We start from the raw sequence: 13,346 nt of genomic DNA, 5'->3' as shown, positions 1-13,346 counted from the left end.
GAACCACGTCATTCAGGGGGCCTCTCGAATTCGTCGTCTTCGCCGAGCACCTCGCACAATTCCGCGAGGTCGTGCAAATTGATTCGGGGATTGGTTCTCGGGGGCGGCGGAACGGGGCGGAGACGCTCGGCCTCCAGCGCCCGGATCCGCGCGTCCAGTTCGTCGCCGCGGCCGATGAACGGCGGCATGGCCACGTACCAGCGCGGCGGCCGCCGGGCGCTCACGGCCGCCTCCGCTCGCGCAGGGCCATCCGGATGGCGTCGATCTCGCCGGCGGTGCAGTCGCCGATCCACGCCCGCGCCTGCGTGAGGTTCCCGGCGGCGATGAGCCCGACGAGGCCGTCGGCGAGCGTGGGGTGCTCGTCGGGGAGGGTGAGGCCGAGCATGTCGGCGAGGTCGTCGCCGTCGATCTGGCGGGCGAGGGCGCGGGCGGCGCGGCGGGCCTCGGCGGGGTCGTCTCCGGCGAGGGGGATGAGGTCGGCCAGCGGCGGGTCCACGGCCGGGGCGGGTTTGCGGCCCGCGCGGTCGGCGGCGGCGATCTGGTCGGGGAAGGCCATCACGGCACCTCCGGACGGTTGGCGATCTCCAGGAGGACGTCGGCGTGGCACGGCTCTGGCTCCGCGCACCAGCACACGAGGTCCCGTCCGTGCAGGGCAGCCCGGAGTGGTCTGGCCGACGACGAACGGGTTCCCGAAGTGGGACGGGCGCCCGACGTAGACGGCGTTGCCGGGCATGCGCCAGCCCTTGGTGCGACGGCGCTGGATACGGCGCGGCATCACTTCACCTCCGGCCATGCGACCTTGGCCAGGGCCTCACGGTTGACCTTTGGCATGTCGATGAGCGGGTGGCCGAGGGCGTCGAGTCCCATGAGGGCGAGCCAGCGGGCGTCGACCATGTTGTCGTCGCGGACGTCGCGGTCCTCGCGCTGGTAGAGGGCCATGCGCATGTCGGCCTTGGTGGCGTCACCACGACCGGTGGCGTACTTCTTCAGCGTCTTGGGCGGGACGACGGCGACGGGCAGGCACTCGTAGAACAGGCGGTCGACCACCAGCCACCACAGCCCGGCCCGATCCCAGGTGACCGCGCCCGCCGAGCCGTACGACGGGCCCTCGATCACGGCGAGGTGCGGACCCTCGAAGAGCCCGGCCTTGGTGCGGTTGACGACCTCGTCGGCGATGTAGCGGAGCCGGTCGCGTTGGTCGGCCAGGTGGTCGCCGGGGCCGGTGGTGATGGTGTCGAGACTGCCGTCCACGCGGGCGATGCCGGTGGCCGACAGGCTCAGGTCGATGCCGATCACTCGGGGCTGCATGGGGACTCCTTGAGGGCGGCGGTGCGGCGGTGGGTGGCGGCCAGGCGGCCGGCCAGATCGAGCGCGTCACCGGGGTCGGTGGACGCCGCGTAGTGGCGGATCTCGGCGGCGCCGCACGTGCACGCCCAGGAGGTGGCGCGGAGGGCGGGCAGGTGGCCGAGGGTGGTGGCGTGGATCATGCGGCGGCCTCCTCGCGGATGCCCTGGGGCCGCTCGGCCGGGTCGTCGATGTCGTCCCAGGCCGCCAGCGGAGCCCAGCCCGCCTGCTGGGCGCGGCGGCGGGTGGCCTCGACCCGGTGCGGGGCGACGCCGTGAGAGGCCGGGTCCAGGCCCCACAGGGCGCGGCAGGCGGCGCGGACCTTCAGGGCGGTGGCGACGGTGACGCGCGGCTGCTTGATCGCGGCGGTGAGGTTCCCGCGGGCGGTGCCGATGTGCGCGGCGACCTGCGCGTGCGGCCAGCCCGCGACGGCGAGGGCGTGGACGCGGCGGCGGGTGCCGGTGGCGTCGATGCGGGTGGCCGGCGGGAGCCGGTCGAGGGTCAGGTCGACCGACAGGATCGCGGCGGCGGTGGCCGGTCGGATCCGCTCCGGCGGCGGCTGGGCGGGCCCGCCGCCACGGGGGCGGCCGCGCAGCAGGTACTGGATGCTCTGCCGGGGGACGCCCGCGGCGGCGGCGATGGAGCGAGTACCCAGGCCGGCGGCCAGCAGCGCGCGGACGTGGGCGCGGGCGGGTTCGGCGTCGACGAACGGATGCCAGGTGCCGTAGGCGATGGCGCGGGCGCGGTGCTGGTCGTAGGCGTGGACGGCGGCGGCGCAGGTGTAGCAGCGGCAGCCGTCGAGGCGGTAGCGGGCGTACCCGTGCGGGCGGGCGGCGGCGGTCACGCGGCGACCTCCTCGCGCAGATGGGCCATGAGGGCCTCGCCGATGAAGCGGGTGTAGGCGGGCGGGACGGCCTGGGCGAGTTCGGCTGCGGTCATCCAGTCGATGCCCATGGCGCGCTGCCAGGCGGCCTTGTCGCCGTGGCGGATGCCGTCGCGGCGGCTGCTGCCGCCGGGGTGGCCGGTGACGGTGACGTACCGGCCGTCGCCGATGCGGCCCAGGTGTGGGGCGTGCGGCGGGACCAGGTCGTTCCACCAGGGCATCTCGAACAGCCGGTGCCGGAACACGCCCAGGTCGAACATCTGGCCGCACAGCAGGATGGGGCCGCGCAGGTGCGGGCGGACGGGTTCGACGTTCTCGATGACATACGGCAGCCCGGACGCCTGGAGCAGGTCCCGGGTGGGCGGGATGAGGTTGGGGTGCTGGTCGCTGGTGCCCCAGCGGGCGGCGCCCGCGGTGCCGAACTGGCAGGGCGGCGAGACGTGCGCGGCATCGAACCCGGCGAGGAAGGCGGGCGCGGCCAGCACTTCCAGCGCGTCGGCCTGGACGAAGGGGAACGGGCAGCGGGGCTGGGGGCGGATGTCGACGCAGGTGACGTCCCAGCCGGCGAGGTGGTAGCCCATGCCGGCGCCGCTGGCGCCGGAGTACAGCTCCAGCAGCCGCGGGCGGGCGCCCGCCCCGTCCCCCTGAGAGTGAGGGGACGGGACGAGCGAGTCGGTACCGGTCACAGCCACTCCCGTTCGATCCGCCGCGGCGCCCGCCCGGCCGTGCCGCGCAGTTCGGGGCTGTCCCAGCGGACGGTGCGGGTGGTGGTGCGGCGGCGCAGGAGGCGGCGGACGGCGGCGAGGATGCGGGTCACGGGGTCGTCTCCTTGTCACGAAGGGTCTGCAGGGCTCCGGTCACCGCTTCTCGCACGCCGTGCGGGTCGGGGCCCTCCTCGCACTCGATCGGGAGTCCCGCGTGCCGGAGGGCGTCGACGAGGACGAACGCGTGAGATACGGCGGCGGCGAGGTCGAGCTGGTCGGGCTCGCCCTTGCCCTTCTCCAGGCACCAGTAGGCGATCAGTGCGGCCTCGATGACGGCGTGGAGGCGATCGGCGTCCGTCAGTTCGGCGAGGCGCTCGTTGCTCATCGGTTCAGCGCTCATCGGTGCCTCCGTCGCGGGTGTCGAGGTCGGTCAGGGCGCGGACGGGGTCGGGCGTGGCCTGGTGCGGCGGCCCGTCCACCACGCCCTGGCCCGGGCTCTCGTCCGGGCGAAAGGGCACGCTCCGGGTGGGCGGGTCGGTGATGGTCTGGGTGGGGTCGGGGTAGGCGTCGTCGGGGACGGTCCACGACCCGGTGTCGGCGGAGGGCGCGGGCTGTACGGGGTAGGCGCCGCTGCGCTCCAGCGGGTCACCGGCGGGCTCGGCCGCGTGGTCGCGGGGGCCGTCCACGTGTCGCCAGCCGCCGCCGACCCAGCGGGCGACCTCCCCGTTGCACTTCTGGCAGGTCGCCTCGTCCGGGACGGCGGGCTGGGGTCCGGTGTCGCCGGGGGCGGGCGCGGCGTCGAGGGCGGCGACCGGGATGTCGCGGGCGGTGCAGTAGGCCATGGCCATCTCGCGTCCGGCCTCGGCGTCCTCGCGGTAGCGCTGCTGCTCGCGACCGGCCAGGGCGTACTGGTTGCGGGCGACGGCGAGCTTGTCCTTCAGGGCGGTCATCTGCTGCTGCAGCCCGGAGATCTCGGCCTCCAGGGAGGCGGCGCGGCGGTCCTGGTCGGCGGCGCTGGCCTCGTCGGCGGCGGCCTGTGACCAGGCGAGGCGGACGCGGGTGGGGATGTAGTGCTCACTCATCGGTGGTCTCCTTGGCCAGCTCCTCGGCGAGGAGGGTCGCGAATGCTTCGGGGTAGCGGTGGGTGATGTCGCTGAGGGCGCGTCCCCGGGCGCGAGCCTTGGCCGCGCTGTCGGTTCGGGGGAGTTCCTGGCGGCACTGAAGGGCGTACAGGTGGGCGAACGCCTCCGGGTACCGCCGCGCCAGCTCGCGCTGGGCGCGCTGCCGACACCGCTGGTAGACCCTGAAGCTCTCGTCGCCGACGACGCGGGCGGCGTTGGCGTCGAGGCAGTCGTCGCAGGGCTGCTCGCCGTGGCGCAGGTGCCTGACGTAGGCCGCGCGGGTGCCGCACGGCTGGAGGAGGCGGGCCGGACGTCCACCCCGGACGTAGTCGGCGCGGGCGGCCCGGCACGGGTCGCAGGGCGTCTCGCGGCGGTTGATGTGCCGCTGGTAGGCGGCGACGGTGCCGCACGGCTTGAGCTGGCGGGTCACGACGCACCGCCGTTGATGGCCATGGCCACGGTGAGCGCCTGGTGGAACGAGTCGGAGTGCACGCACTCGCAGCCCTCGTCCGGGTCGTGGCCGTCGATCACGTCGGCGACGCCGTCCAGCCAGTCGGCGATCGGCTCGGCGATGACCGGGGGCGCCAGCGCGATCCACTCGGCGTCGCCCTCCTCGCCGCGCTCCACCGTGACGCAGAAGCGCAGGTCCGGGATGCTCCGCACGCATTGGCCGATGCCTGCGAGGTGGGCGACCTCGCGGGCGCCCGGCGTGGCTACAGCGGCGGTCTCGCGTAGTGCCTTGGCGGCGGCGCGCAGCTCCTCGATCGGGGTCATGCCTTCACCCCCGCCGCGATGGGCCGGATGTCGACGTGGGTCCACACGGTCACCGGCACGCCCCGGTAGGTGACGGGCTCGCCCGCGCCGGTGCGGTACACCTCCAGGTGGATCCACTCGCTGCGGTCGTCGCGGCCCTGGGAGGCGGTCAGGCGCCCGCCGAAGAACGTGGCGAACAGGCGCATCGCGGCGCGGGCCTCCCGGTCCTGCCGGCGGGTGACGTGGCCGCACAGGTGGCCGCCTTCGTCGATGGTCCAGTCGGCGTCGGGGACGTGCGCCTCCAGCAGGTGGAACAGCGCGAACGCCGCCGCCATCTGCTTGCCGCGCGGGGTGCCTTCCGTGGTAAGTAGGTGCATGGCCGTGGCTCCTTCCAGGTGTACGGCCTGTTGTGGCGGCGTCCCGGGGGTCCAGCCCGGGGCGCCGTTCTGCTTGTCGATGAGGTGCCGGATGCGGGCCAGCCCGCCGGGGCCGGGCTCGCACTGGGCGGCAGCGAGGGTGAGGAGCGTGGCGAGCGCGGTCTCCTCGGCGGCCGTCGGCGGGCGGGCGGTCACGTCAACCCCAGAAGGAGCAGAGCAGCCACGCGGGCTGGGTCTGCTTGGGTGTGAGGCCGAGGGCGCTCAGCGCGGCCGTGAGCTTGTCGTCCCAGCCGTTCTCGGCGGGCATCCGCTGGAGTGCGGCGAGGTCCAGCACCTCCAGGTCGCCACGGTGGACGGTGATGACGTGCGCAGCCAGAGCGAAGATCGGATAATCGCCGGAGCAGTAGCTCTCGATCTCGACGCCCAGCGCCTCTTCGGCCTCGCGCTCGCGGCTGAAGTAGCCCTCCCTGCCATCTTCGTAGGTCTCGGTGAAGCCGCTGGCGTCGAGCAGGCGGCGCGTCGCGGCGGTGCCGAAGTCGCGCTCGTCGTCCTCGCCCCACCAGTCGGTGTCGAGCCCGCCGTACTCGTCGGCTTCCTGGACGAGCCACTCAATCTCGCCGCCGCCGAGGTTGTAGCCGTAGACGAGCAGGGCGTTCGTGGACGTTCCCATGTCAGACGTCCTCTCTGTTGTGCTGGCTGGTGGTGAGCAGGGTCCCGCCGCAGCGGCACGCGGGCAGCAGCCCCGACCCGGCGGACGCGTGCTGCGCGGGCGTCAGGCGCCGCGTGCGGCGACCGCAGCCGGTGCACCGCCACGGCAGGCGCGGGCCCGGCAGCAGCGCCCTCAGCAGCGCACGGACGGTGGTCATGACGTGGACTCAGGGCAGTCGTTGCAGCAGCGGATTAGCAGGTCGCCCGCGAAGACAACGCCCTCCTCGCCGATCCCCAGGACGTACTCGTGAGCCTGCTTGATCGATTTGAAGTGGATGATCCCTTCGTCGTCCTCGTCGATCTGGTAGCCGCAGCCCTGACAGGTCAAGGTGATGCACGGGGCGGTGAGCTGCTCGGCGGTCGCGGGCTCGCCGTTGTCGGTCAGGTGCTTCGCCTCGTCGCGCGCCTCCTGCTCCGCGAGGTAGTGGCGCTCGTTCGCGTACTCGTCACTCTCGCCGCGACGCACGATCCAGCAAGGCTCGGCCATCACGCCTCGCTCTCGGGGGCGTGCTCGGCGGCGGCCTGCTCAGCGGTCGGCAACGCCAGCACCTCCGGCAGCGCCAGCGCGCCCGACGACCACGCCTGCGCGATCGCGTGCTGCCCGCCCGTCGCGAAGCGGTTGGACACGTACGACGTCGACAGGGTCAGCTCGACGCCCGGCACCTCCTCGCCGTTGCGCGCCAACTCCTCCAGCAGCGCCCTGCGGTAGGCCGGGCGGATCCGCTCCTCCAGCTCCTCGGGCCGCTGCTCGCGCACCCACGCCAGCAACTCGGCCTCGTCCACCACGACCGCCGACACCTTGTGCCCGCCGGCCAGCGACACCGACGCGACCTTCCGGCCGCCCGGCAGCTCGGCCGCGACCTTCTCCGCGCCGGCCTCGTGCATCTGCCGGAGCAGCTCGGCGCGGGCCTGCGAACCGGCCTTGGTGACCTGGTCGGACAGCGCCTTGAGCACGGCCACGCGCAGCGCCAGCTCCTTCAACTCGCTCACTCGGACGCCTCCTGCGTCTCGTCGGGCGCCTCCTTGCCGCGCCGGGCGATCAGCTCGCCGAGCGTGGTGGTCTCGCCCGTGTCGTCGGTGATGGCGGCGTTCTTCAGGCCGCGCTGCACGACCTCGCGGTGCAGCTCGCGCAGCACCTGCTTGGTGGCGTTCTTGTCGACCGCGAGGTCGCGGTAGGCCAGCGCGTCGAGGGCGGGCTTGCCGTCGCCCAGCCACGCGGCGATGTCGGCGGCGAAGTCAGGGCCGGGCTTGGACACCACCCGGCCGGCGATCGTGCGGGCGCGGGACTTGGTCACGACCAGCGTGTTCTCGTGGTCGAGGTCGCCGATGATGTCGAACTCGTACTCGATGCCCTCGCGCTGCTCCGGCTTGAGGCCGACCTTGCGCGGCACCTTGCGCCCGCGCTGGTCCTCCTCGATGACGTAGTCGGTCTTGGACCGCATCGTCACGATCACGTGCCCGGGGTACGACACGAGCGCGTCGATCATCTTGCGTTCCATCGGGCGGGCCTCCTTCCACCCGCCGAAGGAGTTGCCGCCGTAGCCGCGCCGGGCCGCCTGGTCGACCTGCTCGAGCATTCCGCCGGTGCCGGACCAGAAGTGCGTCAGCGAGTCCACGATGACCGCGTCGAACCCGGCGCCGGCCGCCGCACCCAGCGCCTCGACCAGAGCGGTCGGCTCGAACGCCTGCATGTTCAGCTTGGAGAAGGTGAACTCGTCGGCGTACTTGGACGCCGAGCCGCGCTCGGTGTCGATGACGGCCACGTTCTCGCCGAGCGCGGCGGCGAGGATGAGCGCGGTGTAGGTCTTGCCGGCCCCGGATGGGCCGGTCAGCGCGATGCGCGCCTTGGACTCCTCCTTGGTCGCCGGCGTGAAGGTGAAGGTCATGGTTGCCCCCACCCGCACTTGCACCGCTTGCGCTGGCAGATCGTGCAGAACCCGGACCGCAGCCGGGCGAACAGGCGGATCACGGCGTCTCCCCGTCGTCGTCGATGTGGATGGTCTGGGCGTGGCGCTCGGCGTCCCAGGCGCGCTCGACCAGCAGCCGGGCGGCGCGGATGGGGGTGGTGCGCAGGAGGTCGGCGAGCCAGGTCACGCCCTCGCCGGGGGACAGCAGGCCCTCGTTCAGGACGGCGTCGACCAGCCAGACCCAGTGGGCGGTCGTCGGCTCGGCGGGGGCGGTCACTGTCCGGTCCTCCTTCGGCTCGCGGAACGCGGGCCCTGGTCGCGCAGGGCGGGGTGGTTCGTGGACGGCGCGGCGTCGATGGGGTGGCGGCGGCCGACGCCGTGCGGGATGCCGCAGATCTCGCCGGTCTCGCAGGTCGTGCCGGGCTCGTCGGTGCGGTAGGTGACGGGCTCGCTGTCGGCCACCTCGCGGATCAGCCGCGCGGCCGCCTCGACGTCGAGGTCCTCCTCCGCCAGCAGGTGGCGGAGGATGGAGTCGACACACACGACGCGGGTGCGCTGGAGCTGGAGAAACTCACGTTGGTCGGCGCCGTTGAGCGGGCGCGGCACCCGCAGCACCTCACGGATCGCGGTGGCCAGGGTGCGGGCGTCGTCGCTCAGCGGGGCGCTCATCGCGCACCGCCCGACCGCGCGCCGCGCAGCAGACCCGACGCCACCAGCACGCCGGACGTCACCGCGCCCGCCAGCAGCATCGCCGCCGCCGTCGCGTCACGGCCCGCCAGCGACAGGGCCATCGCCCCGCCGAAGCCCGCCGCCGCCAGCAGCCAGCCGGCCGCCGAGATCAGCGAGAACGGGCAGGCCGCCGTGCCGACCGTGACGCCCAGCAGGGTCGCCAGCAGGACGGCCAGGTCCAGGAGGGTCTGCGCGTTGAGGTAGCTCACCGGGCCACCTCGGCGACCGGCTCGGCGAGGCAGCGCTCGCAGGTGCGGAACCCGGCACGCCACTCACTCTTGGCGACCCGGTGCTCGCAGGTGCCCACGACGTAGCCGGGCTGGTCGGGGATCGTGCTGCCGGGCGCAGGGTAGGCGGGGTCGCGGTGCCGGGCGTCCACGTACCGCGCGCCGACCCGGGCCGCGTGCCGTTCCGCCCACGCCTCCGGCGACCGGCGCCAGCCGTCGGGGATCCTCGCCGCGACGCGCCTGCGCCCGTCGACCCGCTCGACCGCGACCAGCGCGCCGTGCTCGACGTGCAGGCTCAGCGCCGTCAGCCGCGTCGCCCGCTCACACGACACCGTGTACCCGGCCAGCCCCGACCGGTGCTCCCCGGACGCGACCGGCGCCACGGCCAGCGGCCCGTACCGCGCGCGCGCCTGCTTCGGCATCACGGCCAGCACGTCCGACCAGCGGTAGTAGGTGGTGCGGCCCACCTCGATCGGCACCAGCGCACCGGAGCCGATCAGCGGGCGGATCTGGACCCCCTGCATGCCCGACAGGCGCGGCAGCGCCCGGGCGTCCAGGAGATGGATGAGGTTGGACACGATGTGCTCCTCTAATCTGGGTGGCGACGAGGTGCTCCTCGTCGGGCCCTCGCCGCGCGCACGGCGGGGGCCGCTTGCTAGGCGGACTTCTTGGCCTTGCGGGCCTGCGCGGCGCGGTAGGCCATGCGCTGGTAGTGCGCGGACCGGGCGTTCTCGGCGGCGAGCGCGCGGGTGCGCTCGTCCATCTCGCCGTCGGGGTCGACGCGCTTCTCCCAGTAGGACAGGGCCGCCGGGGACGCCGCGGTGCCGTTGGCGGTGCGGGCCGACCGGTCCTTGGTCTGGGCCCACGAGGAGTGCGAGGCGATCCGGGCGCGCAGAGCGCGCTCGGCCGGCGTCATGTTCTTGGGGGCCGCCATCACTGCTCGACCTCCTCGAAGGCCAGCTCCAGCACGTCGCTGGGGTACACGTTGATCTGGCCGAAGGTGGCGTCCTGCCGCTTGTGCGGCGTCTCGCCGCGGTCCCGCATGATCTGCGTGGCGCGGCGCCCGACCTTGGCCAGGTAGGGGCGGTTGGTCGGGTAGTCGTGGAGCTTGGCGAAGGCGAGCGCGGTGAAGGATCGGTAGTCGCCCTCGATCGCCTCGACCTTGGCCTCCAGCACGGCGGTCCGCTCGTGCTGGGCGCGCAACTCGGCGACCATCTCCTCCAGCAGGGCGATGCCGGAGGCGGGCTTGCGAACGGGCTCGGTGCGCGCACCGAAGAAGTGCTCGCGCAGGGCGCGGGCCGCCTCGCGTTGGTAGGCGATCACCGTGTCGCGCGCCTCGGGTGCGACACGGGACGGCTGGAGCCGGGCGAGCCAGACGGTGAAGGTCTCCAGGCTGACGGCCATCACCTTGCGGGCCTGGTCGTCGCCAGGGAGCTGCGTGACGATGAACGTCACGCAGGCGGTCTGGTCAGCGGAAAGCTTCGCGCGCTGCGGTGACCAGGCCAGGCCCAGCAGCTCAGCGATCGGCCGGAGGATCACCATCGGCTCGCCATCGACCTCGACGCACGGGATGCTTCCCTCAAGGAACGGGACCGCCACAACCTTCGCGCCGACTTCGACGGGTCGAACCAGAGAAACGATCTCGCTCACTTCTTCCCGCCCTTCTTGTCGTCCTTGGCCTTGTCGCCGCGCTTCTCGGACTCCTTGGCGCCCTTGGCGCCGTCGGTCTTCCAGGCGTCGCGGATGGCCTTGCGTTCGGCGTCCTTGCGCCGCGCCGGCGGGTTCATGAGGCGGCCTGCCGCTTGCGCTCCAGGAAGACGACCGGGCAGTTCAGCGCCTCGGCGATCTTCATGAGCGTCGCGGGGGTGGCGTTGCGGGTGCCGGCCTCGATCTCACAGATGAGCGAACGCGTGAAGCCGCACTCCCTGGCGAGCTGCGCCTGAGAAAGACCGGCCTTCTCCCGCGCCCACGTCACCGCTTCCGGTTCGTGGTGGAGCCTCGTGGGGGCTCTCTCGGGGTTGGGCATGGCGCAACAGTACGCGAACTGGCGCGAACGTACAAGCCTTGGGCTGTCCCAATCTGGGGTACTGGCGCGAACGTTCGCACATATGTTTGTGTCACCTTGCTGTCCGGCAAGGCGGTACGGGGGTTACTTCGCTAGACGTTGCGAACGTGTGCGAACATGATTCGCCTATGGACAAGGACTTGACGCCCTTGGGCTCCCTCTTGGAAGAGGCCAGACAGGCAGTGCGCCCCAAGCTCTCGCAGAACGCCCTGGCACAGGCGGCCGAGACGAGCTCGACGACGTACCGGCGGATCATCCACGGCGTCGCCCGGTTCGGCGGGCAGGACACCCCGTTCGAGGGCACGCCGGAGGCCATCGCCAAGGTCGCGCGGGTCCTCAACGTCACCGCAGAGCAGCTTGAGATCGTCGGCCGGCCGGACGCCGCCCGCGAACTCGAGACCCTGGCGGCCCAGGGGGAGGCGCCGCTCGATGTTGCTCGCAGGGAGGCTGCAGAGAAGGAGGAGTGGCCGACCGAGGAGGACGTGCTCCGCTCCGGACTCAGCGAGGAGACCAAGCGCGAGTTGCTGGATCTGCGCCGTCATGTCGAGCGATGGATGGAGGCGGGCGACGAGTCGGCCATCCGCCTCACTGCCCGGATGGCTCGCGCGTACGAGGAAGAGCGCGGCGAGGCCGACGCAGGTTGAAGGTTTCCCACGTCAGCGGCTTGCTGCGATGAGCAATCCACTCGTTAGGGGAGACCGAAACCGGCCGGGCGGGCGCCAGATGGACAGAGGCGTTCACCATTCGGACATCCGGAATACCGCTCTGACCTGCGCTGATGATCTACCGCGAGATGAAACCGCAGGTGGCAGCAAGAAACCGAAACTCGCTGAGGGTTCCCTTTTGATTGCCGTGTGTCACATACTCGACGTTCCGAAATGTTCGCGCATCTCGGGTCATCACAACAGCATCGGGTATCGGGACCGGTCCACTCCGCGTGCTCCCAAGCAGACTCGGCGACGAGATACCCACTCCCGAACCTGAGGAGGGTCTCGAGTACATGTGCCACGAGGACGCCCGCCACGCCACCGACCACAACCAGCCCCCGACGCCCGACGGCCTCACGATCCACCGCGTCGTCCGCGGCGGCGCACTCATCCTCGCCGCCGTCCTGCCCATCCTCGCTGCCATCCTCATCACGACCGGATGGAACGCCCACGATCTTCGCTGGATCATGTGCGGGTGCGCCCTCGGACTGTTCGCCGGGATCTCGACCAACGCCGCCATCAACGCCCACGGCACCATCGTCCGCAGCCGCAACGAGCACGCCCTGTACGACAGTCTGCGCGACTACCTGATCCGCGTCCTCGGCCGCACCGACGACCTGGAGGTCGGTGACCGGACCATCATCCGGACCTTCCGTGAGGCCACCGACGCCCGCGTCTCCCGTCTCGAGCAGCGCAACTGACCGGGCGGGCCGCCGACGAGCACCCGCTCTCCCGCCGGCGGCCGCCGCGCCCCTACAGCCGGTCCCCGAACGACAGCCGCCGGTGCGCCTCCAGCGCCAGCTCGTCGGCCGCCGACTCGGTGTAGCGCTCCAGCATCTTGCTGGACCGCCACCCGAAAATCCTCTTCATGTCCTGATCGTTCATCCCCGCCCGGCGCAGCTCGTGCGCCGCGGTGTGGCGGAGCTGGTGCGGACGGACTCGCTCGATCCCCGCGGCGTCGCAGCGGCGATGCAGCATGTGCCGCACCCCGCTCTCCCGCAGAGGACCCTTCCCGCCCAGCCACAGCCGCGACGAGGTGGCCGCTGCGGGGTGCTTGCGGCGGGCCCGCAGGTACCGGTCGACGGCCCGGGCGGTCTTCATCCCGAACGGGACGGCACGAACCTTGTCGCCCTTGCCGCGGACCCAGAACACCTGCTGCTCCATGTCGACGTCGTCCAGGTCGAGGGCCAGGCACTCGTTCAGACGCACGCCGCCGTCGGCGTAGGCGCGCATCAGCGCCTCGTCCCGGCGCCCCTCGAAGTCGTTCCCGCACGTCTTCAGCAGAGCGCGCAGGGCGTCCTCGGCCACCCGGGGGACCGGCTTGGCGGTGATCTTCGGGTCGCGCATCCCCTTGGTCGGCGACACCTCCAGCTCGCCCTCCTCGACCAGCCAGAGGAAGAAGGTGCGCACCTGCACAAAGCGCGTCAGGGGAGTGGAGGAGTTCGGTGCGGCGGCGAACATGTGCTGCACCCAGTCCTGGATCAGCGGCCGGTCGATGTCCTCGACACTGGCCGGCACCTCGTCCAGCGAGCGCAGGTAGCGGATGAGCGCGTTCACCGACTGGCCGTAGGTGCGGGCGGTGTGCTCGGACAGGTTGCCCGCGCGGACGTGGCGCAGGTAGGAGACGAGGAGCTGCTCGATGTCGTCGGCCGCGTTGGGGGGTGTGGCCATCGTGTGGACCTCACATAGACGGAACCGTATCCGGCGTCCTAGCCGCAAGCTTGCTCGCGCGCCGGTTGCCGAATGGAGTAACCGCAGCGTAACGTCAAAGAACCGACGTTGGCGACCCTGTCGCGGATGACGGATACAGGTGGCCGTAGC

Annotated in this window: 28 protein-coding genes and 1 pseudogene; 2 read left to right on the top strand and 27 right to left on the bottom strand. The window is 72.3% G+C overall.

Going from position 1 to position 13,346, the window contains the following annotated elements; translation table 11 throughout:
• Positions 1 to 8: 8 nt before the first annotated feature.
• The 26 genes and pseudogenes from ACA361_RS41810 to ACA361_RS41685 all read right to left on the bottom strand — a co-directional run bounded on the left by ACA361_RS41810 (position 9) and on the right by ACA361_RS41685 (position 10,779).
• Positions 9 to 224, bottom strand: a complete 216-nt coding sequence (locus ACA361_RS41810; protein ID WP_375020713.1) for a hypothetical protein — start codon at positions 222 to 224, stop codon at positions 9 to 11.
• Positions 221 to 556: a hypothetical protein gene (locus tag ACA361_RS41805; RefSeq protein WP_375020712.1), complete on the bottom strand. Its 336-nt coding sequence runs from the start codon at positions 554 to 556 to the stop codon at positions 221 to 223. The genes ACA361_RS41810 and ACA361_RS41805 overlap by 4 nt, the downstream gene beginning before the upstream one ends.
• Positions 556 to 775, bottom strand: a pseudogene (locus tag ACA361_RS41800) (DUF4326 domain-containing protein). Before ACA361_RS41800 ends, ACA361_RS41805 begins: the two are co-directional and overlap by 1 nt.
• Positions 775 to 1,308 (bottom strand): hypothetical protein, encoded by a 534-nt coding sequence (locus ACA361_RS41795; protein ID WP_375020711.1) that lies wholly within the window; start codon positions 1,306 to 1,308, stop codon positions 775 to 777. The pseudogene ACA361_RS41800 and the gene ACA361_RS41795 overlap by 1 nt, the downstream one beginning before the upstream one ends.
• Positions 1,293 to 1,487 (bottom strand): hypothetical protein, encoded by a 195-nt coding sequence (locus ACA361_RS41790; protein WP_375020710.1) that lies wholly within the window; start codon positions 1,485 to 1,487, stop codon positions 1,293 to 1,295. Before ACA361_RS41790 ends, ACA361_RS41795 begins: the two co-directional genes overlap by 16 nt.
• A complete protein-coding gene (locus tag ACA361_RS41785; RefSeq protein WP_375020709.1) occupies positions 1,484 to 2,188 on the bottom strand; it encodes a hypothetical protein in 705 nt (234 codons plus the stop codon). The genes ACA361_RS41790 and ACA361_RS41785 overlap by 4 nt, the downstream gene beginning before the upstream one ends.
• On the bottom strand, positions 2,185 to 2,913 hold the full coding sequence (locus ACA361_RS41780; protein WP_375020708.1) for a DNA cytosine methyltransferase: 729 nt from the start codon (positions 2,911 to 2,913) through the stop codon (positions 2,185 to 2,187). The genes ACA361_RS41785 and ACA361_RS41780 overlap by 4 nt, the downstream gene beginning before the upstream one ends.
• Positions 2,910 to 3,044 (bottom strand): hypothetical protein, encoded by a 135-nt coding sequence (locus ACA361_RS41775; RefSeq protein ID WP_375020707.1) that lies wholly within the window; start codon positions 3,042 to 3,044, stop codon positions 2,910 to 2,912. Before ACA361_RS41775 ends, ACA361_RS41780 begins: the two co-directional genes overlap by 4 nt.
• Positions 3,041 to 3,331: a hypothetical protein gene (locus tag ACA361_RS41770; protein WP_375020706.1), complete on the bottom strand. Its 291-nt coding sequence runs from the start codon at positions 3,329 to 3,331 to the stop codon at positions 3,041 to 3,043. The genes ACA361_RS41775 and ACA361_RS41770 overlap by 4 nt, the downstream gene beginning before the upstream one ends.
• Positions 3,321 to 4,013: a hypothetical protein gene (locus tag ACA361_RS41765; protein ID WP_375020705.1), complete on the bottom strand. Its 693-nt coding sequence runs from the start codon at positions 4,011 to 4,013 to the stop codon at positions 3,321 to 3,323. The genes ACA361_RS41770 and ACA361_RS41765 overlap by 11 nt, the downstream gene beginning before the upstream one ends.
• On the bottom strand, positions 4,006 to 4,482 hold the full coding sequence (locus ACA361_RS41760; protein WP_375020704.1) for a hypothetical protein: 477 nt from the start codon (positions 4,480 to 4,482) through the stop codon (positions 4,006 to 4,008). The genes ACA361_RS41765 and ACA361_RS41760 overlap by 8 nt, the downstream gene beginning before the upstream one ends.
• The gene (locus tag ACA361_RS41755) at positions 4,479 to 4,826 is read right to left on the bottom strand and encodes a hypothetical protein (RefSeq protein ID WP_375020703.1); all 348 of its coding nucleotides are present in this window, start codon (positions 4,824 to 4,826) and stop codon (positions 4,479 to 4,481) included. The genes ACA361_RS41760 and ACA361_RS41755 overlap by 4 nt, the downstream gene beginning before the upstream one ends.
• On the bottom strand, positions 4,823 to 5,377 hold the full coding sequence (locus tag ACA361_RS41750; RefSeq protein ID WP_375020702.1) for a hypothetical protein: 555 nt from the start codon (positions 5,375 to 5,377) through the stop codon (positions 4,823 to 4,825). Before ACA361_RS41750 ends, ACA361_RS41755 begins: the two co-directional genes overlap by 4 nt.
• A 1-nt stretch (position 5,378) precedes the next feature.
• The gene (locus ACA361_RS41745; RefSeq protein WP_375020701.1) at positions 5,379 to 5,852 is read right to left on the bottom strand and encodes a hypothetical protein; all 474 of its coding nucleotides are present in this window, start codon (positions 5,850 to 5,852) and stop codon (positions 5,379 to 5,381) included.
• A gap of 1 nt (position 5,853) precedes the next feature.
• Positions 5,854 to 6,048, bottom strand: a complete 195-nt coding sequence (locus ACA361_RS41740; protein WP_375020700.1) for a hypothetical protein — start codon at positions 6,046 to 6,048, stop codon at positions 5,854 to 5,856.
• Positions 6,045 to 6,377, bottom strand: a complete 333-nt coding sequence (locus ACA361_RS41735) for a hypothetical protein (RefSeq protein WP_375020699.1) — start codon at positions 6,375 to 6,377, stop codon at positions 6,045 to 6,047. Before ACA361_RS41735 ends, ACA361_RS41740 begins: the two co-directional genes overlap by 4 nt.
• Positions 6,377 to 6,880, bottom strand: a complete 504-nt coding sequence (locus ACA361_RS41730) for a hypothetical protein (protein ID WP_375020698.1) — start codon at positions 6,878 to 6,880, stop codon at positions 6,377 to 6,379. The genes ACA361_RS41735 and ACA361_RS41730 overlap by 1 nt, the downstream gene beginning before the upstream one ends.
• Positions 6,877 to 7,776 carry an ATP-binding protein gene (locus ACA361_RS41725; protein ID WP_375020697.1) on the bottom strand — a complete coding sequence of 300 codons (900 nt, stop codon included), beginning with the start codon at positions 7,774 to 7,776 and terminating at the stop codon, positions 6,877 to 6,879. Before ACA361_RS41725 ends, ACA361_RS41730 begins: the two co-directional genes overlap by 4 nt.
• 79 nt (positions 7,777 to 7,855) lie before the next feature.
• A complete protein-coding gene (locus ACA361_RS41720; protein WP_375020696.1) occupies positions 7,856 to 8,074 on the bottom strand; it encodes a hypothetical protein in 219 nt (72 codons plus the stop codon).
• Positions 8,071 to 8,466: a hypothetical protein gene (locus ACA361_RS41715; protein WP_375020695.1), complete on the bottom strand. Its 396-nt coding sequence runs from the start codon at positions 8,464 to 8,466 to the stop codon at positions 8,071 to 8,073. The genes ACA361_RS41720 and ACA361_RS41715 overlap by 4 nt, the downstream gene beginning before the upstream one ends.
• Positions 8,463 to 8,735 carry a hypothetical protein gene (locus ACA361_RS41710; RefSeq protein ID WP_375020694.1) on the bottom strand — a complete coding sequence of 91 codons (273 nt, stop codon included), beginning with the start codon at positions 8,733 to 8,735 and terminating at the stop codon, positions 8,463 to 8,465. The genes ACA361_RS41715 and ACA361_RS41710 overlap by 4 nt, the downstream gene beginning before the upstream one ends.
• Positions 8,732 to 9,331: a hypothetical protein gene (locus ACA361_RS41705; RefSeq protein ID WP_375020693.1), complete on the bottom strand. Its 600-nt coding sequence runs from the start codon at positions 9,329 to 9,331 to the stop codon at positions 8,732 to 8,734. Before ACA361_RS41705 ends, ACA361_RS41710 begins: the two co-directional genes overlap by 4 nt.
• Positions 9,332 to 9,408: 77 nt before the next feature.
• On the bottom strand, positions 9,409 to 9,687 hold the full coding sequence (locus ACA361_RS41700) for a hypothetical protein (protein ID WP_375020692.1): 279 nt from the start codon (positions 9,685 to 9,687) through the stop codon (positions 9,409 to 9,411).
• The gene (locus ACA361_RS41695) at positions 9,687 to 10,352 is read right to left on the bottom strand and encodes a phage antirepressor N-terminal domain-containing protein (RefSeq protein ID WP_375020752.1); all 666 of its coding nucleotides are present in this window, start codon (positions 10,350 to 10,352) and stop codon (positions 9,687 to 9,689) included. Before ACA361_RS41695 ends, ACA361_RS41700 begins: the two co-directional genes overlap by 1 nt.
• A 47-nt stretch (positions 10,353 to 10,399) precedes the next feature.
• Entirely contained in the window at positions 10,400 to 10,540 is a 141-nt protein-coding gene (locus ACA361_RS41690; RefSeq protein WP_375020691.1) for a hypothetical protein, read from the bottom strand.
• On the bottom strand, positions 10,537 to 10,779 hold the full coding sequence (locus ACA361_RS41685) for a helix-turn-helix domain-containing protein (RefSeq protein ID WP_375020690.1): 243 nt from the start codon (positions 10,777 to 10,779) through the stop codon (positions 10,537 to 10,539). Before ACA361_RS41685 ends, ACA361_RS41690 begins: the two co-directional genes overlap by 4 nt.
• Positions 10,780 to 10,946: 167 nt before the next feature.
• Between ACA361_RS41685 and ACA361_RS41680 the strand changes: the two genes are divergently transcribed.
• Positions 10,947 to 11,462 carry a helix-turn-helix domain-containing protein gene (locus ACA361_RS41680; protein ID WP_375020689.1) on the top strand — a complete coding sequence of 172 codons (516 nt, stop codon included), beginning with the start codon at positions 10,947 to 10,949 and terminating at the stop codon, positions 11,460 to 11,462.
• A 356-nt stretch (positions 11,463 to 11,818) separates the two neighbouring features.
• Positions 11,819 to 12,226 carry a hypothetical protein gene (locus tag ACA361_RS41675; protein ID WP_375020688.1) on the top strand — a complete coding sequence of 136 codons (408 nt, stop codon included), beginning with the start codon at positions 11,819 to 11,821 and terminating at the stop codon, positions 12,224 to 12,226.
• 52 nt (positions 12,227 to 12,278) lie between these two features.
• On the opposite strand, the gene ACA361_RS41670 is transcribed toward ACA361_RS41675, so the two are convergent.
• The gene (locus ACA361_RS41670) at positions 12,279 to 13,196 is read right to left on the bottom strand and encodes a tyrosine-type recombinase/integrase (protein ID WP_375020687.1); all 918 of its coding nucleotides are present in this window, start codon (positions 13,194 to 13,196) and stop codon (positions 12,279 to 12,281) included.
• Between the last annotated feature and the right edge of the window lie 150 nt (positions 13,197 to 13,346).

The sequence above is a fragment of the Actinomadura sp. 21ATH genome (assembly GCF_041951345.1).
Taxonomy (GTDB): domain Bacteria; phylum Actinomycetota; class Actinomycetes; order Streptosporangiales; family Streptosporangiaceae; genus Spirillospora.
Note: the sequence above shows the minus strand (reverse complement) of the source record. Positions and strands in the feature narration are given on the sequence as shown.